Source organism: Pseudoalteromonas sp. DY56-GL79, assembly GCF_041414765.1.
Classification (GTDB): Bacteria; Pseudomonadota; Gammaproteobacteria; order Enterobacterales; family Alteromonadaceae; genus Pseudoalteromonas; species Pseudoalteromonas piscicida.
The window spans coordinates 61,353-80,556 of sequence record NZ_JANHZS010000016.1 but is presented as its reverse complement, the minus strand read 5'-3'; the positions used below and the strand labels follow the sequence as shown (position 1 = coordinate 80,556).

Here is a 19,204-nt window from a genome sequence, read left to right as displayed (position 1 = left end):
CGCCCCTTCTGGTATTAATAGTCCCTAGTTAACCGTCGCAGTCTCACATAAATAACATGCTAAAGTCACGCCCATACCGGCCTCATATTCTTGGTGATGGCGATCTCCTTTGAATTCAAAAGGTCCTTCGAAGCGTGGATACACTGTCATATCAGGCTTTAAGCTATTACTAAAGCCTTTCATATTTTGATGTAGAGATTGACACATTTTATTACCCATATCATAAGCAAGCCGCCAATCATCAAACTGGCCACAATCTAGTTGTGGTGTAATGCGACCAGAAATACTTTGCTTAGGACTTGTGCAAACATTACTTCCTTCACTGTGTAAATATTTAAAGGTCCCAGCGGTTAATGTCATTTTACCTAATAGGATCGTTTGCCTCTTTGGACATTTCGCCCCATCAGCAACTTCGATCTGCGCTATCATTTCTGGGCTATGGGCTTGTACAAAGCTCGCAATCAAAGTTGCTCCCAATACTATTACTCGTCTCATAACTGTCTCCTTATTGGTTATGACACCGTTACTCGATTGCAAATGTACTCACGCTGAGACTCCAATAACGGCGATAGCAAAATCCTGCCTCAAGCGAATATTGATTGCAGCAAAAGTTACGGGGCAATTGGGTAAATTCGGGTAAAAATATAAGCAGACCTTTGATATTTAAGTTTTTATTTACCACGGCTTGATATCAAAACTTACCTAACCCAATGCGTCCATTTAATATCAAAGGTTTTACCCAAGTTGACCCTAACTGGCCCTACAACCTCCTATTCAATCGCTGAAAAAGTTTCCAACATCACAAGGCAAGTTAACAATGCATGAGGCATGTTGACTCAGCACAACGATGAAGGAATAGAAAAATGAAACAGAGAAATTTCACCCCCAAATTAGTCAGCCTAGTTACCAGCACGTTGTTGCTGGGTAGTATTTCGCTACAAGCCGCAGAAGAATATGGAGAAATGGCACCCTCTCAAGTAAGCCCAGAAGCGTGGCAAGTCATTTCAAACTGGTCTCAAGACCGTGTTTCCTTGCTTGAATATATCTCCGACAACGACGAAGAATATGAATTAGACCGCTATGTCGATAGCTTGATCCGCGACTATCGAGATGGGGAGATGCTAAGCCAAGCAAAAGCATTAGATCAAAACGTATTATCAGCATGGGAAAATGCTTTTACCGAGCAAGCGCCTGAAGACAACTTTTTCTTTACTCGATATCTTATTCAATTTAAACCGACGGTATTCGAAAAATGGACACAACAGCAAAAAGTGCCAACTCTCAGCCAACATTTAGAGCTAAATGCACCACAGCTTTACAGCACTTGGCATAAGGAATACGCAGCGCCTAAACGTAAAGGGCTCTCGGTACTTGAATACGATAGGACGCTACCGTCAGATATTCTTGCCGAATTAAAAGAATTGCTGACTAAAAAACCCATCTTCGGGCCTAAGTCACAATGCTCATGTCAGATGGTGACCCCTTCAACCAGCACAGGCCAAGTGGTCACTAACTACCCATCAACCCAAACGCCTTGGAGCACATCCACCAGCGATGGTAGTGGTTTTTCTAAGCACCATGCTTATGTCAATACCTCAGCCTACGGCGCCTTTCACTCAGCTAAGGGGAAACGTTGGTCAAAAAATAAAGCGCTCAGTTTCGACAACACCTCAGCCCATAACTCGACTGAGTTCCACGTCAAAATGTTGTGTGCAGACACAGGGGGATTTGCATGTAATCAAAGTAATGCCTGTTCGGGCAATTTAGAAGTCAGAGGCACTTATTCAGCTCGCTACCATGTAACTGGGCAAGCTAAAAAAATCTGGTCAAAAGGGACCAACTCACACGCAACCGACGGCGCAAAATTTGCGGTCGATTTGCCAGGAGCTGCACCTGAAGTCATCTTGTTTAATAAAGCCGGTGGCGCAGCCATGGGATATAACACCACATGGAATTTAAACTCCACCATTGGAGTCGTCAAAGCCGCACTTGGCATTACTTCTGCAATCGTCAATGGCAACCCTGGCAGCTTACTTGATGGTCAATTGGCCGATGCGCTTATCACCAACTTGGCAGGCATGATCACGCGTTCAGGTAATCAAGCCAGTGTTACCACCACAATGCGCGCGCGCTTTGATTCGTCCGACGTCAGCCCTTTCTTGTTGCAACCCAATGAGGTGTATCACTTTACCCTTGATTCGAAAGGTCGGGTGCAAGCCAGAGGCTACGGTGGTTATTCGGACAGTCATTACGAATATGGTAGCTCAGGCGCGGTGATGTATGCGGCAAATCACTTTACCTGCGGCAGCAATGTCAATGCTCCAGCACCAACAGGGTTATGGTTCTATTCGTCACAATCCGGTCCTGATAGCGATGCATCGTTACGTAGCGACGTTGAAAACTGGCTCTCTGTACAGCTCAACAAACCCGTTAATGCAGGCCAACGTCAAGGCATCATTCACTAGGTTTTTGTTAAGGGTGGCTAAGCGCTGCCCTACTCCAATAAGGAAAGATTATGAATAAGTTCATCGCCACCACGCTTACCTGCTGGGCTTTGTCTTTGAGTGTTCATGCCTCAGCAGAGTCAGAGCACTACGATACATCAACCCTACCGCTCTTATTTCACGCAGGACAACAAGGTTATCAAGCCCTTTCACCTTGGTATTCTTTTCAATATCAGGACCAAAGGATCACCTTACAAACATGCGCAGAAGATGCCTGCAAACAAACGCTGCAATTTCCCCAGTTAGAGCAAACCGCACCATTCAATAGCGAGACGTATGAGCCCAGCTATCAAGGTGAAGCTGGAAACATGAAAAAGTTAGAGAGTTACTCTCAACTCCAGCTCGGTTATCTAAAAGAAAACAGACTCTATGCCAGCGGCAATCAGCGGCGCTTACTGTTCACGTTACAACTCGCGTCGGGTAAAGCTGAGTTACCCTTTGTTTTTAATGATAACTATGACGAATCTCTGACAAAAGATAAGTCATCCCTTACTCGAAGTTCCCCCTCCTGCGCCAAAGCCTGTAATACCACTTGGCAAGCATTTAGCGTGGATAAATCTGGCCAATATAGTCCGGCTATTTTTGTTCGAGATGAAACCGGAAATTGGCTTATTCAAAGTACTCACGACGCTATTCGCATTGAACTCACCACCTTAATCGGACAATATCAGCCACCGGCGCTGCGTCATCACCACAATGACACCACACAGTCTAGTTATCCGTTGAGTGACGATAGCTTAATCGTCACTCGCCAAGCTGATAGCGTATCTCGTCACATACTTAACCAAACTCAGGTTGTTGGCCTAAGTGATAAGCATTGGTTGCTGCTTCAAAATACCGACCTCACCCTCACGGATACCAACTCAAATATTCAAGCCAAGCGTCCAATCGCACAACTTGAGCTATCACGCCCACTGGCAAGCTACCTTGATAACGATCGCTTATATTTATTGGGGTTATCACCAAGAGACGCTGTGATTAAACCATCGCAGCAAACGATTATGACGCAGTATCCAAAGCTTCATGAAGACGCCCTCGTTGCCACCTCTCTACTAGAACTAGATTTAGAACTACAGGTTATTTCGGCCACAACGGTATTTATTCCTGACACCGAGTTTGCTGATATTCGCATTACTCGCAATGCTTGGGGAATATTGGTTAGCTCCGGCGAAGTTTCGGCACGTTCAACAACACATACATATGAAAGCAATCAATCGGCATCAGCAATGTCTGGCTGCCCGATGATAGCCAATGGCTATGGTTATGGCTTGCTATGCTGGAAGGCGTTAAATAACCCAACACTCACCTATACTCCCAATGCCGCAAGCACAATGATCCCAACGACGGTAGTTGACAACACAACGCCAAATCTAATGAATCAATTAGAAAACAATCAATATGGGATTATTTTTAAAAATGGGGCAACGCCAACCGATCCGGGTGGAGTGTGGACTCATCCAGATAATGTTGCCACCAGTAAGGAAGATTTAGGGTTGGCTGTGGCCATGTACCATTATCGCTGGGGTTCACCTGTCGCGGCGAATATCGTCTACCCATCAGGAGGCCCCGCACATCCTGTGATGTTTAGAAAGGTTGAGTATCAAGCGGCGAATAGCAGTAATTTGCCACATAATGTTTGTAATCATTTTGCTGCCAGCTCAGGTTACCCTGAGTATCAGGCGGCTGATGCTTGTATGACACAGCCAGGTTTTGGCCTATTTAGCCTCGAAGATTTTACCTTCGACCGTTGGCAAGGGGGGAATTATTATCCGAACCAAACAGTCAGTGGGCAGGATAATTCTTGGTTTCCTTGGTATACCAACTTTGTTGGCGATCCACCAGTAACAGAAATCTTTGAGCAGGCCTCGAGTGCTGAAATGCTTGCAAGATTGCAATTTAACCTAGCGCGGTTTGGTAAAATCAACCAAGACACCTATGTTAACGGCACACGCTTTAGCCAAGACACAGTCAACGGCTTCTACCGCTGCAAACACCAATAATCAGCTATGAATAAGGATATTCGTATTCAAGACTCGCAAATAGTTAACAATGCATTAAACTTCATTCAACTGTTCAAAAAGGAATGAAGTCATGCGCATCATCATCGCCATTGCGACGCTCAATTTAATTGCTTGTAGCAGCACGTTTGCAGTCCAACAAGCGAATACCAAAGTATTAGGCGCTTACTCAATGTTCGCGCCTTCAACTACTGAAGCCCCAAATATCTACGCGCGCGTCGTTGTTGACGGCGTGCTCAGCGACGCCAATCAATGCCCAAGCTTGCTCTTTGGTAAAAAATCCATGCCGATGCAGTTGCGAGCAATGCGTCCAGACCAAACACACTTTCCGGTTTCAGTATGTGAAGCAAAAATCTCCCCAAACACGGCTTATACCGTCAGTGATAGCCAGTTCTCGTTAGCGCCTGTGACATTCGATCCGAATAAAATTGCGGTTTTTGGCGATACCGGCTGCAAATCATCAGTTTGCGAAAACAACTCTGCCGCCGAGCCGTTTAAAACCCTCGCAGAGCAAGGGGCAAAGCAACAACCACAATTGTTGCTCCATATGGGGGATTTCAACTATCGAGGCACGGGTGGTGCGATTTCTGGTGATACCTATGCTTATGACGCAGGCGATGGTGGATATGGTGGTACTAGCTGCGGTCTCAACGATACCTACTACAGTCAAAACGCGTTAAATAGCCCAAGACCAGATACATGGAGCAACTGGCAAGCCGACTTTTTTGCCGCAACAACGGATCTTTCAGCAACCGCACCATGGATTTTTGCACGAGGTAATCATGAACTTTGTAGCCGAGCAGGTATTGGCTGGTTTTACTTTTTTGGTCCGGGAGCTAACCTTCCTGATGCCATTGAGCAAAAGCAATGTCCTGCACAGGGGGATTATAATCAACCGCCACAATCTGCAAGTGCCCATATCATTGTGCAAAACTCCTATACCATCAATTTAAAACCGCTCAGTGTGTGGGTAATGGATAGCGCCAATGCCTGTGATGCCAGTGCAGACAATGGCCTAACAAAAGTCTACCAACAGCAATATCAACGACTTAGTGTCAGAAGCGAACTACTCAAAGCCAAACCCATGTGGATTATGAGCCACAGACCCATTTGGGGCGTTGAAGACCCAGCAACCAAAGACACACTAAATGTAATGTTGCAAACCGCGCTGAAGAGCACCAGACAAGGTAAATTGCCTAAACACGTGACTTTATCACTCGCTGGACATATGCATATTTATCAGTCTTCAACCTTTGCTGCCAGTACCGCGCGTCCTGCGCAAATCGTTGTCGGCAATAGCGGCGTCAGTCTCAGTGATACCAATGCCTTTAGCGAATTTGATTATGCACTTGATAGCCAAAACGCACTCGTTAACGAGCAAGGTAAGTTCGGCTTTTTATCAATTAAGCTTGGCAAAGATGGCGCGTGGCAAGGAGAGTTTTTGGATGAAAGTGGTGTCGCTTTTCTAACCTGCAGCAGCGAAACTACAGATAAACAAGCGGTATGTCGCACGAAGTAAGCGCGACTCTTACATTCTTAATCACTGACAACTTGAGTTACTCGCCTTGTATCATCGTGTTTTTGATACCAGGCGAGTAGCAGCAAACGCGAGTCCTGAAATAAACATCACTACTGCTAAACCATAAACGTGGTTAACACTGAGTAATAGCACGCTCGCGATCAATGTGAATATCGCAAAACGTACCGCATACGAATTATTAAACCGTATTATGCCAGCTTAGATTTTACTTAATAAGAACATCACGCCGAATCATTCGAACTGTTCTAGCGTATGCATAAGACTAAACGGATGCTGTAAAAACTCGGCTTGGTAGGTTCTATTGCGAACACTTTCTGGTAGCTGGTTAAACTCCAACTCCGTTTCAACATAATCGAAATAAACGCTGGAGCTTACCGTGTTTAGTGCATTGACGAACCTTAAGACTTCTGACTGATTTTGCACCGCTAAATTCGCAGCAACAAGTCTGGCGAACTCGCCATATTCTTCGGCTTCACATTCTCTTTTTTGGTGAATATAAAAATAAGATAAAACGATACCTCGCTGCTGCGGGGTAATATTAAGACTGTGTAATTGTTTTGGTGTAATAACACGCGCATTTTCGCAAGCCGCTTTTTTATCACCCAGTTGTGTTACGCTATTTAACAGCTCACGAAGCAGCGCCTTTTGAACTGGTGCTAATTGTTCAACTGGATACTCAATAGTCGGCGTAAGATCTACTGACATTATTTCAGCGTTAGTTTGCGGCGCGAACGCAAACAATATCAAAACTAATAGCAGGGGTTTCACAAATATTCCTTTTATCACTCGTGTCCGTGAACTTGCTCCAAGCTTTGAAACAAATTAAAGTTATCTCGAAGAAAATCCGCTTTTAGCGCGGCCGTTTTAACGGTCTCAGGTAAAGCGTTAAACTCAGCCTCAAACTCATTAAAATTTGCGTAACGCCCAGAAGATAGCACGTTCATTGCTTTCACCAGCTTAAGCTCTCTCGGGTTCTTATGCATCACATAATTTATAGCGACTGTCCTTGTAAAAGCGCCAAACTCCGTAGATTCACAGTGATTTTTGTTCAAACCATCAACATAAAAAAGCACAGTGGTGTAGTACTCTACATCCATTTTGAGTGAGTCCAATTGCGATCTTTTCAACACAGTCGCAACGTTGGCACATTCTATCCGTTTGTTGTGTAATCGGTTATAGCCCTTAATTAACTCAGCCATAGCGTGCTGCTCAAGACCTTGTAGCGCTAGGTCATGCAGTAAAGTGGTAAGTTCATTAGGTGGCAGCGGTAGCTGGTTAAGCACATTTTGATAGTCCGGTGTGGCGGACGCTGTACTCATATTTACTATAAAGCCAGCGACCAAAAAAGCAGGGGATAAATTCATTGCAAAATTCCTTTTTGACTGTATTGCCCCCAAGCGTACAGTTCTTGCAATAAATAGACAATGAACAAAAACGTGGCTCACTAGCCACGCTTTGTTAGTTTACAATCTACTAAAAATCATAGCTAAAACTTAAGCTGTAATTTCTCGGCGCGCCATAACGATACTGATCAAAGAAGCCAATTTGGCTGTAGTACTTTTCATCGAAGAGGTTTTCTACGTTGAGTTGTAGCACCATATTGTCTGCCAGTACGTAGTTTGCCATCAAGCTAACCAGTGCATAGGCATCTTGCTCTAGCCTATCGTTGCCCGTTACTGAATAAGTGTCATCCTGCCAGTTCACGCCACCACCAATCGTCAACTCAGGTAAAGCATTCACAAATTGGTAAGTCGTATACAACTTAAATTGCTTTCTTGGGTTATCCGTATTCACTTCAACGCCGTTGGCATCCTCTGCTTTGTATTGTGAATAACCCAAATGCACATCAAAACCGTCAGTCAACTGACCCACCACTTCAAATTCGAAGCCTTTACTGGTTGTGCCTTCAGCAGCATATTGCGCGACTGTATTTACCGAACCTGGAACTATGTATCCAACATCATCTTGAGCTAGATTATCTTGTTCGATTTGGAAAATCGCCAATGTTGTTTGCAGCGTATCATCTAAATAGGTGCTTTTTAGCCCCACTTCGTATGATTTTCCTTTGATTGGATCAAGGAAGTCACCGTTACGGTCTTGGGCATTTTGCGGCTGGAATATTTCTGTGTAACTTGCATACACTCGCTGTGTTGTCGACAAGTCGTACAAGGCGCCAGCGTAAGGTATAAATACGCCATTGTCGCCAAAATCAGTGATGACGCCATAGCTTTCGCCTTCGCGCTGCCAACTCGACAAACGACCACCCGCTATTACTTTAAGCTCATCGCTAAGATTTAGCCTTGTTGCGGCGTAAAACCCTTTTTGCTCGGTATCCATATCTTGAGCAACTGAGGTTTCTGTGCCCCACGTCGGCTCAGGGAAATTGCCGTCCCACTCGTAAAAATTGCCAACTGGCAAAAAGGCATTATCGAGCGCAGCGAAAGTGAGGGTATCGGCACTCTGCTCACTGTAAAGCGCGCCAGTTACGAAATCATGCTCACGACCGGCGAGTTGATAAAAACCTTTAAGCTGGATATCAAAGCTGTCTTGGTTACTTTCACCTGTACTTTTATAAGGCCAAGACGCTAAGCCCTCACCCGTTGTTTTATCCAACGTGCCGAATAAATAGAGCAGCTCTGTATCTTGCTCGTATTTCAGCTTGTTGTAATTGGCAACCAGTTCCCAGCCATTTGCAAAGTTGTGACTAAAGTTCACAAAAGCATTGGTGCCAGTAGTTTGCCACTCTGTCCAATTTGCAGCCGTGGTTTTTTCAACTTCCCAGTCTGTTTTACTTCCATCGGTAAAGAAAGTAGGTAATGCCCCCCAAGTTGGACTGGTAGGGTCGTTACGCTGATAGCTAGCACCAACGCGGATCGTCGAATGCGTGCTTAAATCCGCTTCTAGTACCCCATAAAGCACGGTACTTTCGTCAGAAAAGAGATCTAAATACGAGTCACCTTCTTCATACTTCGCGACCACTCGTCCACGCACACTGCCATCGTTAGTTAATCCATTGGCAACGTCCACCATCACTTCTTTATTGTTCCAGCTTCCCAAAGAGACACTAGCAAACCCTGTGAGGTCGGTGCTATTTGCATGTTTGCGTACTAGGTTAATAGAAGCTGAAGGATCGCCCGCGCCGGTTAATAACCCCGTTGCACCACGCACAAACTCCACGCGCTCATATATCGCAACATCCGCGATGGTTTCACCTGAATCCCCCGCCAAACTCCATGACAAAGGAACGCCGTCAATTTGATAATTGGTAATGTCAAAGCCACGTGACTGCAACGTATTACGAACATTATCAACTTCTTTCGCTGACACCCCAATCGCATTTAATACGGTGTCGGTCAACGTATCGAGCTTTTGCTCTTTGATCCGTGCAGCGGTAATAACGCTAACAGATTGCGGCGTCTCAAGAAGGGATAACCCTAAGCCAGTTGCGGTGTCTATCACTTCATTGACGGTGTATTTTCCCGTCACAACTATTTTTTCAATTTCTTCATTATCTTGCTGTGCTGCTTGCACCTGTAATGCTGACGTGCCGAGCGCTGCCATAACAGCAAATGAGAGCGTTTTGAGAGGCAGAGTGTTCACTGGGTTCATCCTAATATTGTAAAAATTGAAACGATAATAATGCAGATGATAACCATTAGCAATAACATTAAGATGAATTACAACCAGTTTCGAACCCGATTTAAGGAACGTTCCCAAAAACAGTAACCAACTAATTTAAAACAATTTTCCCATAAAAGAAACGAGTAATATAAACCGCTAAACGAATAAAACATGCCATTTAACGCACATCCAAATGAATATAATTGCTATTTACACTTTTAAAAAGATATACTTTATTTACATTTTTGCGCAAATACTCCCTCAGCTTTAATTTGTCGCCGTCATTCAAAAAACTAGGAACACACAATGGCAAAGAAAATAAGCAACAAGTTTTGGTTTCAGTTGCATGGTTGGTTTTCACTGCCAATATGGCTACTGTTTTGCTTTATTTGTATCACAGGTACCATTTCCGTTTTCAGCCATGAACTTACATGGCTTACCAACCCTGATTCTCGGGCACATAACCCCAGTCAAGTAAGTGAGATGTCAGCGGGCTCAGTGTTACGCGCGTTTAAGGATGAGCACCCAAGTGCAGATGTCATGGGGCTCAATGTGAGAGAGCCCTATTTGACCTACGTGGTGATGTTTACCGACGTCGACAAGCCCTATGCGCTTGCATACGTAAACCAGTACACAGGAGCTGTTCAGGAAATAAATGACGGCAATACGTTTATTAACTTTATGCGTTCACTACATGGCTGGCTGCTATTTCCATGGCAAAATGGCTATAGTGTTGGTTACTATTTAGTGGCGTTTATGTCACTGATCCTATTGGGCGCGTTGATCACAGGCCAGGTGGTATACAAAAAGTTTTGGTTAGCGTTTTTTCAGTTTAAGCTGCGTAAATCACAAGGTGGTCGCACCCTTGCCGCTGACATCCATAAACTCAGTGGAGTATGGTCGCTTTGGTTTATGGCCGTAATGAGCCTTACCGGACTGTGGTATTTAACGCAAGCGGTGCTGTGGCATGCTGGTGTTGAACTCGAACATCATGAAACATTAAATGCAGCGAATATACCCAACTCAACAATAAACGCGAATGCAGTAGAGACCAGTGTTGATCTAGCGCTCGCTGAAATCCAACAACAGTACACTGACTTTCGTCCAAGTTACATCATGCTACCTGAGCATAACCGCGATACGCTTAAAATCAGTGGCGCAAACGACTACGTACTCTATGACGATTACAGCATTAATATTGCCTACAACACTTGGAATGATACAGTCGTTCATCATGCAAACCCTGATTCAATGACAGGCTTACAAACGGTTATGCACATCACAGATCCACTGCACTACGGCACCATTGGAGGGATCTGGACAAAAGTCATCTGGTTTATTTTTGGCTGTATTTTATCCGGGATGTCAGTTACCGGATTTATCATGTATCAGCTTCGGACCAAACGCGCGCGTAGCCAAGAACGAAGCAATGCAAGACAACTAAAAGCACAACAAGGGTAAATCGCCATGAATGCAGTCAAACGCTTTATACAACACAATAAATATTGGTTAAATGCTCTATTGCTGGTATTGCCAGCTTGGTTTTATTATCAATCATTACATCCAGAATTTCCCGCTCCATTGGCGGAGCAAACACTTGGAGAGTACAGCATTACACCAATGCCTTTTGACGACAAGCCGCCATACATCCACGATAACTTATACGTCAAAGACTTCTTACTACTGTTCAATAAAGGTGACGTTGAATCTGTGCGCCAAGGCTATCTCAATATCGGCCCCAACGCGATGCCACTTGCACAGCTTATGAAGCATGAGCTCGGGATCCTTCACGGCACAAAACACGGTCAACACGTACATGCTTTAGCAAAGAAAACATTATCAAAAGACGACAGGGTTTGGCTGACGATTGAAACTTGGCAAGGCGAAGTCATCGTCATGAATTGGCCACTGCCAGAGTATTTAATCAAAGAAAGCGCATAGAAAAGGGGCATCTCGCCCCTACTCGATTTGAATTACACTTAAGACTCAATGGAAATCAGGATATTATACCAGTTGTATTAAGTAAATGATCTATCTTGAAGCGGGGAAATAGCTTTAGTAGCACCGCTCTCGCGTCCTGCTACCGCTAAGGTACCTATATCCATATAGGCGGCAAAAATTTTGCTATTTAGTTGTTCTAAATGAGAAATTTTTAACGAAGCTAATATGCTATTTCACCCTTCAAATTGATTAGAGAATTAATTCAATTGGTATTAGTACCCCACCGCAGCGCTATCTGCGCGCCTTGGATCGGAGGAGCCAAATAGACCTTTATCGGTAAGCATGATTGACTGGGTTGAGCCCATCGCATTCTGCTCCGAAAGTGTGTGTCCTTTGTTTTCAAGTAGACGTCGAGTATCCACATTTAAGCTGCGTTCAATACGAATTTCATCTGGTAACCATTGGTGGTGAATACGCGGAGCCACGGTTGCTTCAGCGATATTTAAGCCATGATCAATAACATTCATAATGATTTGTAGCGTGGTGGTGATAATACGCGAGCCACCAGGGCTACCCGTTACCAAAAAGGGTTTACCCTCTTTCATTACAATCGTCGGTGTCATCGAGCTCAACGGGCGCTTCTTGCCTTCAACAGCGTTAGCTTCTCCACCAACCAGACCAAAACCATTTGGTGTGCCGGGCTTTGCCGAGAAATCATCCATTTCGTTGTTAAGTAGAATGCCAGTGCCAGCCGCGACAATACCTGAGCCATAGCTAAAGTTAAGCGTGTAAGTGTTACTCACCGCATTGCCCCACTTATCTACCACAGAATAATGCGTGGTTTGGTTACTCTCATAAGGTAATAATTTACCGGGCTTAACCTCACGGCTTGGCGTCGCTTTGTCTGCGTTTATTTGTTTACTGCGCTGCTTTGCATATTGCTTATCCACCAATGCTTTAACGGGTACGTCGTAGAAATCGGGGTCGCCCAAATATTCACTGCGGTCAGCATACGCACGCTTCATGACCTCAGCCATTAAATGGACGGTAGCAGCGCTATTATGCCCAAGCCCACCAATAGGATATTGCTCCAACATGTTCAGCATCTCTATGATATGCACACCACCAGATGAAGGAGGCGGCATAGAAACTATGTCGTAGCCGCGGTATGTGCCTTTTACCGGCTCACGCTCTACCGCTTTATAGCCTTTTAAATCATCCAGCGACATAATGCCACCAGCTGCTTCTACCGCAGCAACAATTTTCTTTGCTGTCTCGCCCTGATAAAAGCCCGCGCTGCCTTTTTCAGCGATCAGCGCTAAAGAGTGGGCAAGATCTGATTGCACCAGCCATTCATTTGGCTTGTAGCTGCTACCATCTTTTTTATAAAACACAGCCTTAGACGCCGGCACACTCAGCATTCGTTCTTTAATGTAACTATGAGAAAGCGAATTAGCTAAATCAGAGGTCACTTTAATGCCATCTCGCGCCAATTTTATTGCAGGCTGAATAACTTGGTTAAGTGTCATGGTGCCGTATTTTTCGAGTGCTAACTCCATCCCCATAACCGTTCCGGGAACACCCACCGCAAGGCCGTGCTGAAGGCTTAGCTTTGGGTTTACCTCGCCATTTTCATCAATAAAGATATCTTTGTGCGCACGGCTCGGTGCCATTTCGCGATAATCAATCGCGATGGTTTTATTCTCTTTTGCCAGATGCACTAGCATAAAGCCACCACCGCCGATATTTCCGGCCCTTGGCAAAGTCACGGCAAGACTAAAACCTACTGCGACAGCCGCATCAACGGCATTGCCACCTTGCTTTAAAATCTCTACACCAACCTGACTGGCAAGTGCCTCTTGGCTAGATACCATGCCGTGTTCAGCCCATATTGGCTGTGCTGTGGCTTTAGAACTAAATATTGGTGACTCGTCAGCTTGCGCCGTGTTACCAAACGCAACACCCACACACAAGGAAACAGAGCAAGACCACACCAAGGCTGTTAATTTACGCATCTTCATCCCGCTTTTTAATTATTCTCATGTTGCAGTGTTGCATGATTAAAAAGACCAAACAATATCGATGCGTTGGGCGACTGGCAGTGCAAATGTACATTACACCATAGTTGCTGCACTCAAGGCTAAAAAGCAGCTTGTCATCGAGCGTTGAAGTTACACAGGGTTGAAAAAAACATAAATTTAACCTTTAAAAAACATATTTGACAAATAATTTATGTTGGGTACAGTCAATAATGCAGTTTATTTTTTGTACGACAATTCAAGCTTTCACAATAAGGAAAATAAGATGAAATTAACACTAACAAAAAGAAAGATAAAACAACTGAACCATACTGCAGGCTTGGAAAAAGCCCAAACACCAAACATCGCGGGAGGTTATTTAACCGCGGGTTGTGACAGAGAAATAACCGAGTTATGCAACACGAAAGCATTTGGTTCTTGCTATAACTGTAGCTCTCTTCGCTGTTAATACGCTTTCTTACCACCCAAAGGAAATGAAAAATGAAAATTAAACTGAATAAAAAGCCGCTTAAAAACTTAAACAATGCTCAAGCTATTACGCCACAAGCGACCCCCCAAATTGGTGGTGGTGTAAACCGTTTGACTGATTTGGACTGTGTACCGACTAACCGCCACGATTGCCGTACAGGTGCTATCTCTTGTTACGGTGATCACGACTGCGCTTTCACCAATAGACAGTATATGTGCGATTAATTCTTTTTAGGCCCGCACTTGGGCCTATTTTGGAGTCTCAACCCGATCAAAACACCAATCCTAGCTCACGCAACTCGCGCTCAGCTTGCGCCGCATTAAAAAACTGAATGCCATGTAATCCGACCTGCTTTGCACCTTCAACGTTCGCTAAGACATCATCAAGAAAAACACAATCATTTGCCGCCAGTTGGTAGCGCTCCAGTAAGTGAGTAAAAATAGCTTTACCGGGCTTCATGCAGCCAAGCTCAGCAGAAATAATTTCTCCGTCAAAGTGTTGCCAGAAAGTATGACGCGCTTTTAGGTAGCTCACAATCTCATGCACATTGTCGGTGAGGGCATATGCACTATATCCAGCCGCCTTTAGGCGCTGCATCAGTGAAAGCGTGCCATAAAGTGGGATCAGCGATTCTTTGATATAAAAGAACAGTTCGTCAGCTTGCTCAGAGGTTAAGTGACAGGTTTGCATAAAAGCGTGCTTGGTGTCTGCTTCAGTCAGTTCTCCTCGATTAATCGCAAACCAAATCTCACTGTGGAACAACTGCTTAGCTAGACTCTCAACGTCACATTGGTTGCCAAAGGTAAGCCGAACTATCTCCTCTGGTGACCACCTCACAAATACGTTACCGACGTCAAAAATAACGTGTTTAATATTGCCAATTGCCATCCTTGAACCTCTTTAGTTAATTTAAATATGAGCGTTTATTATGCATATCTTTATCACTTACGCACGGCTAATTCGTTAGACTTCATTGAAATAAAATCAATCATGCATTTGTTGTAAATACTCGCTAAAAAAGGTGAGAAAAGCTTTGACTTGACGAGGTTGAAACTGCCTAGATGGATAAATAGCTTGCAGCGCGACTTTATCTGAGTCCGTTGGACTAAATCCCAATGTTTGAGTTGGCAACAACTCCACCAATCGTCCCGCTTTAATATCTTTGTGAACATCCAGCCACGACTTAATAGTGATCCCAAGCCCTTGAATAGCCCAGTTCCGCAATACTTCTCCATCTGAACTCACTAAACAGGTAGGCACGGTTTCAATGATGCTTGCTTGCGTGTCTCTGTCGATAAAATACCAATCGTTTAGCGTCTGTCCTGCTCTTTCCAGTACTAAACAGCGATGTTGCTGTAATGCTTGATAGCAATCTGGTGTACCATACTGTTCGAGATAGTTTGGGGCGGCAACCAGCATTCTGCGGTTGTTTAACAGAGGCCGAGATATCAAGCTGCTATCATTTAAATTACCATAACGAATGGCAATATCAGTGCCAGACTCAACTAATTTGACTAAGCCCTCCCCTAGGCTCAGGTTAACCACCACCTGTGGATGCTGCGTGGCAAACTCCGCAACGGCGGGAACCACGTACTGACGGCCAAAGTCTGAGCTTGCTGCAATTTTGAGTGTGCCTCTCAAATCGGGATCGGCATCTTGCAGTAGTGCCTCCGCCGCCGCGACCTCCTCAATGACTCGCACACAGCCCTGATAAAACCGCTCTCCCGCTTCTGTCAGTTTGATACTTCTGGTGTTTCGAGTAAGTAAACGGGTTTTATAGTGCGCTTCAAGTGCATTGATCCGTGCGGTCATGCTCGCTGGAGAAAGCCCTAATACTCGCCCTGCCGCAGCTAAGCCATCAGAGCGCACCACTTGAACAAAAAGCGCCATATCGTCTGCTTTGCTTTTCATTATTCACCTTTTATGAAAAGTAATTTTATATAAAAGCCAATTATCAAATATTAATAAACAAATAGACTGTTCTCAACGCATAAATCGCTAACACCAATGGAGGTAACACACCATGCAGTTAGATCACTTTTTGTTTAGATCACATGACATGGCAAAAATGGCGACCTTTTTTGAGCAGGTGCTTAGGCTTAAAGAAGGCTTACGTCCACCTTTTCCATTTCCAGGAAAGTGGTTCTATGGCGACCAACAGCAACCTTTCATTCATCTGGTTGAACAATCACCACATACCCAAGCACAGGCTGAATACCTTGGTTCTGCGCAAAACACAAGCATGAGTACTAGCAACATAGATCATATTGCATTTCGTGGTGACGATTACCCCGGCTTAATCGCCCGACTAGAGCATTTTGGCGTTCGCTACGTGGAACGAGATGTCCCTATTAGCAATGAGCATCAGGTTTTTATCTTTGCACCTGAATCTCTAAAAATTGAAGTGCTGTTTCCACGCCACATCAACTCACTTGTCCAATAATTAGGAGAATACTATGTCTGATCCATTGTTATTTACGCAGAAAAAACTCGGTAATTTAATCTTACCAAACCGCATTTTGATGGCACCAATGACCCGCTCTCGAACAACACAACCAGGAGATATTCCAAACCAGTTGATGGCAAAGTACTACGCCCAACGAGCTTCGGCAGGGCTTATCATTAGTGAAGCCACACAAATCTCTTGTCAGGGCAAAGGATATTCATTTACTCCCGGAATTTATACTGCTTCGCAGGTTGCTGGATGGAAAGAAATCACCCATGCAGTCCAACAAAAAGGTGGCCGTATTTTCTGTCAGCTTTGGCATGTTGGTCGTATGTCTCACTCCACTTTTCATGAAGATGGCCAACCCGTCGCCCCCTCAGCACTCGCGCCTGACGCACAAGTGTGGGTAGTCAATGAAAAAGGAGTGGGTGAAATGGTCGATTGCCCAACACCACGTGCACTGGCAACCCAAGAAATACAGAGCATAGTCGAAGATTATGTTCATGCGGCTGAAAATGCCATGATGGCAGGGTTTAATGGCGTTGAGATCCACGCTGGTAACGGCTACTTAATTGACCAGTTTTTACGCCGCAGCTCTAATCAACGTCATGATCAATATGGTGGCTCGAAGGAAAACCGAATTCGCTTTGCGGTTGAAGTTATCACCGCGATTAGCCAAGCAATTGGGCCTGAAAAAGTAGGGATCCGATTAGCGCCTTTTATTACTCAACGTGGCATGCAAGACGAAGAGGCCATTGATACTATCTTGCTCGCCGCGGAGCACTTTAACCGCCTAGGCATTGCCTATGTGCACTTAGCTGAAGCAGACTGGGATGATGCGCCGGTCGTGACGGAGAGTTTTAGGCAAGCACTAAGAAGAAAATTTCACGGCGCCATTATTGTGGCGGGAAATTACGAGCCAGAGCAAGCCGAAGCCCTTATTGAACAAGGCCTAGTCGACTTTGTGGCTTTTGGTCGCAAATTTATCTCCAACCCAGATCTCGTATACCGTCTGATTCATCAATTACCTTTGAGTCCAATCAACCCTGATGCGCCTTTATTTGGTGGTAGCGAGCAGGGCTACACCGACTATGCAGATTTTCAACAATTAAGAGCAAAAGGTGCAATATGAAACCATTATTACTGAACTTATCCCTAGCCTCTATGGCATTACTCGGTGCAACCAATGCAATCTCAGCACCTGAGTTTACACTAGAAAGCCCAGATCTTGTTGCCGAAAAATCTATTCGACCATTTCAATACTGGGATCAATTTGGCTGCGAGGGAAACAGCACACGGCCAACCTTAGTTTGGTCAAATGCACCTAAACAAACCAAGAGCTTTGCGGTGACATTTTACGATCAAGACGCGCCAACCGGCAGCGGATTTTGGCACTGGCAAGTGTATAACCTGCCCAAAGACACCACGAGGCTCGCAGAAACTTTACCAAGCCAAGCCATTGAAGGTAATACGGATTTAGGAAAGCCTGGGTACTTTGGCCCGTGCCCGCCTATTGGTCGCAAGCATAAATACACCTTTACCGTGCATGCGCTAGATGTAGTTACACTCCCCGTGCCAGCTGGTGCAACGGCACCACTTACTGGATTTTTTATCCACCAGCATAGCTTAGCGCAGGCAACACTTTCTGTGTATGCAGGCCCAAGAGCCGCAGGAGAATAACCATGCGTACCACGTTGACCACAAGTATTCGAGCACTACTAACAGCAACCGCCCTGCTTGCAGGCACAGCCCACGGCGCTGAAGTAGAGTCTGGCAATTACTGGCCTGATGATGCTCAACTGGTGATCTCTATCTCCATGCAGTTTGAAGCAACCGCACAAGACCCAAGCGATCCAGGGCCATTTCCTCAGCAAGAAGCAGGCTACCCCGACACCGTCGCTCTTACTTGGTATCAGTATGGCATGAATGAAGGGATCCCACGATTGCTTAAGCTTTGGGATAAGCACAACATCAAAGTGACGTCCCACATGGTAGGAAAAGCTGCAGAGCTCAATCCTGAACTTGCCAAAATGGTGGCTCAAAAGGGGCATGAGATTTCAGGTCATGGACAAAACTGGACACCACAATACTCGATGACACCCGAAGCAGAACGCGCGTCTTATATTCACAGTGCAGACGTGCTTGAAAAGATCACAGGGCAAAGACCACAAGGCTTTAATGCGTTTTGGATGCGCCATTCTGAGCAAACATTAACTATTTTGCAGTCCCTTGGCTTTGTCTATCATATTGATGATTTATCTCGGGATGAGCCTTCGTTTACTCCAGTCAATGGTAAACCCTTCGTGGTGGTGCCTTATACCTTTAGAAATAACGATATCGTGCGCTATGGCGGCAGTTCCGCAATGACAGCAAAAGCCTATTTGCAAGAGTTAAAGGACGAGTTTGACGTGCTTTATGAAGAAGGAAAATCCCATCGCCGGATGATGTCTATCAGCGCACACGACAGGCTCGCAGGCAGCCCTGCTCGCGTAAAAGCACTTGACGACTTTATTCGCTACGCGAAATCGCACCCAAAGGTTAAGTTTATGCGCAAGATAGACATCGCGAAATGGACTCTAAAGCAGCAAGACGTACCAACCAACCCAGAGCGAGTGTTTTAGAGGTG

At 45.0% G+C, this 19,204-nt stretch carries 18 protein-coding genes; 11 read left to right on the top strand and 7 right to left on the bottom strand.

Annotated elements, in window-relative coordinates; genetic code table 11:
• Positions 1 to 24 precede the first annotated feature (24 nt).
• On the bottom strand, positions 25 to 495 hold the full coding sequence (locus NO992_RS13135; protein WP_017218979.1) for a hypothetical protein: 471 nt from the start codon (positions 493 to 495) through the stop codon (positions 25 to 27).
• Between the two features lie 368 nt (positions 496 to 863).
• Between NO992_RS13135 and NO992_RS13130 the strand changes: the two genes are divergently transcribed.
• The 3 genes from NO992_RS13130 (at position 864) to NO992_RS13120 (ending at position 6,041) form a co-directional block, all read left to right on the top strand.
• The gene (locus NO992_RS13130; protein ID WP_371377761.1) at positions 864 to 2,465 is read left to right on the top strand and encodes a hypothetical protein; all 1,602 of its coding nucleotides are present in this window, start codon (positions 864 to 866) and stop codon (positions 2,463 to 2,465) included.
• 50 nt (positions 2,466 to 2,515) lie between these two features.
• Positions 2,516 to 4,504, top strand: coding sequence for a hypothetical protein (locus tag NO992_RS13125; RefSeq protein WP_371377758.1), 1,989 nt, complete (start codon positions 2,516 to 2,518; stop codon positions 4,502 to 4,504).
• Between the two features lie 91 nt (positions 4,505 to 4,595).
• Positions 4,596 to 6,041 carry a metallophosphoesterase gene (locus tag NO992_RS13120; RefSeq protein WP_371377755.1) on the top strand — a complete coding sequence of 482 codons (1,446 nt, stop codon included), beginning with the start codon at positions 4,596 to 4,598 and terminating at the stop codon, positions 6,039 to 6,041.
• A 252-nt stretch (positions 6,042 to 6,293) separates the two neighbouring features.
• Here the strand turns inward: NO992_RS13120 and NO992_RS13115 are convergent, their stop codons facing one another.
• The 3 genes from NO992_RS13115 to NO992_RS13105 all read right to left on the bottom strand — a co-directional run bounded on the left by NO992_RS13115 (position 6,294) and on the right by NO992_RS13105 (position 9,671).
• Positions 6,294 to 6,830: a hypothetical protein gene (locus tag NO992_RS13115; protein WP_371377752.1), complete on the bottom strand. Its 537-nt coding sequence runs from the start codon at positions 6,828 to 6,830 to the stop codon at positions 6,294 to 6,296.
• Between the two features lie 14 nt (positions 6,831 to 6,844).
• On the bottom strand, positions 6,845 to 7,426 hold the full coding sequence (locus NO992_RS13110) for a hypothetical protein (protein ID WP_371377749.1): 582 nt from the start codon (positions 7,424 to 7,426) through the stop codon (positions 6,845 to 6,847).
• A gap of 109 nt (positions 7,427 to 7,535) precedes the next feature.
• A complete protein-coding gene (locus NO992_RS13105) occupies positions 7,536 to 9,671 on the bottom strand; it encodes a TonB-dependent siderophore receptor (RefSeq protein WP_371377746.1) in 2,136 nt (711 codons plus the stop codon).
• A 318-nt stretch (positions 9,672 to 9,989) separates the two neighbouring features.
• Between NO992_RS13105 and NO992_RS13100 the strand changes: the two genes are divergently transcribed.
• The gene (locus NO992_RS13100) at positions 9,990 to 11,144 is read left to right on the top strand and encodes a PepSY-associated TM helix domain-containing protein (RefSeq protein WP_371377743.1); all 1,155 of its coding nucleotides are present in this window, start codon (positions 9,990 to 9,992) and stop codon (positions 11,142 to 11,144) included.
• Positions 11,145 to 11,150: 6 nt separating this feature from the next.
• Positions 11,151 to 11,624 carry a hypothetical protein gene (locus tag NO992_RS13095; RefSeq protein WP_371377740.1) on the top strand — a complete coding sequence of 158 codons (474 nt, stop codon included), beginning with the start codon at positions 11,151 to 11,153 and terminating at the stop codon, positions 11,622 to 11,624.
• Between the two features lie 272 nt (positions 11,625 to 11,896).
• On the opposite strand, the gene ggt is transcribed toward NO992_RS13095, so the two are convergent.
• Positions 11,897 to 13,639: a gamma-glutamyltransferase gene (gene ggt / locus NO992_RS13090; protein ID WP_371377737.1), complete on the bottom strand. Its 1,743-nt coding sequence runs from the start codon at positions 13,637 to 13,639 to the stop codon at positions 11,897 to 11,899.
• 289 nt (positions 13,640 to 13,928) lie between these two features.
• On the opposite strand from ggt, the gene NO992_RS13085 reads away from it, so the two are divergent.
• Positions 13,929 to 14,111: a hypothetical protein gene (locus NO992_RS13085; protein ID WP_371377734.1), complete on the top strand. Its 183-nt coding sequence runs from the start codon at positions 13,929 to 13,931 to the stop codon at positions 14,109 to 14,111.
• A 32-nt stretch (positions 14,112 to 14,143) separates the two neighbouring features.
• Positions 14,144 to 14,356 carry a hypothetical protein gene (locus NO992_RS13080; RefSeq protein ID WP_010369567.1) on the top strand — a complete coding sequence of 71 codons (213 nt, stop codon included), beginning with the start codon at positions 14,144 to 14,146 and terminating at the stop codon, positions 14,354 to 14,356.
• 46 nt (positions 14,357 to 14,402) lie between these two features.
• Here NO992_RS13080 and NO992_RS13075 read toward each other — a convergent pair whose 3' ends face one another.
• Together NO992_RS13075 and NO992_RS13070 are read right to left on the bottom strand one after the other, a co-directional pair.
• Positions 14,403 to 15,020 carry an HAD family hydrolase gene (locus NO992_RS13075; RefSeq protein WP_371377731.1) on the bottom strand — a complete coding sequence of 206 codons (618 nt, stop codon included), beginning with the start codon at positions 15,018 to 15,020 and terminating at the stop codon, positions 14,403 to 14,405.
• A 96-nt stretch (positions 15,021 to 15,116) separates the two neighbouring features.
• A complete protein-coding gene (locus tag NO992_RS13070) occupies positions 15,117 to 16,043 on the bottom strand; it encodes a LysR family transcriptional regulator (RefSeq protein WP_371377728.1) in 927 nt (308 codons plus the stop codon).
• Between the two features lie 112 nt (positions 16,044 to 16,155).
• Between NO992_RS13070 and NO992_RS13065 the strand changes: the two genes are divergently transcribed.
• Genes NO992_RS13065 through NO992_RS13050 form a run of 4 tightly spaced genes read left to right on the top strand, consistent with a single transcriptional unit; the run spans position 16,156 to position 19,199 of the window.
• A complete protein-coding gene (locus NO992_RS13065; RefSeq protein ID WP_371377725.1) occupies positions 16,156 to 16,575 on the top strand; it encodes a lactoylglutathione lyase in 420 nt (139 codons plus the stop codon).
• Positions 16,576 to 16,588: 13 nt separating this feature from the next.
• On the top strand, positions 16,589 to 17,710 hold the full coding sequence (locus NO992_RS13060; RefSeq protein ID WP_371377721.1) for an alkene reductase: 1,122 nt from the start codon (positions 16,589 to 16,591) through the stop codon (positions 17,708 to 17,710).
• Positions 17,707 to 18,258 carry a YbhB/YbcL family Raf kinase inhibitor-like protein gene (locus NO992_RS13055; RefSeq protein WP_010369584.1) on the top strand — a complete coding sequence of 184 codons (552 nt, stop codon included), beginning with the start codon at positions 17,707 to 17,709 and terminating at the stop codon, positions 18,256 to 18,258. The genes NO992_RS13060 and NO992_RS13055 overlap by 4 nt, the downstream gene beginning before the upstream one ends.
• 2 nt (positions 18,259 to 18,260) lie before the next feature.
• The gene (locus NO992_RS13050; protein ID WP_371377718.1) at positions 18,261 to 19,199 is read left to right on the top strand and encodes a polysaccharide deacetylase family protein; all 939 of its coding nucleotides are present in this window, start codon (positions 18,261 to 18,263) and stop codon (positions 19,197 to 19,199) included.
• Positions 19,200 to 19,204 lie beyond the last annotated feature (5 nt).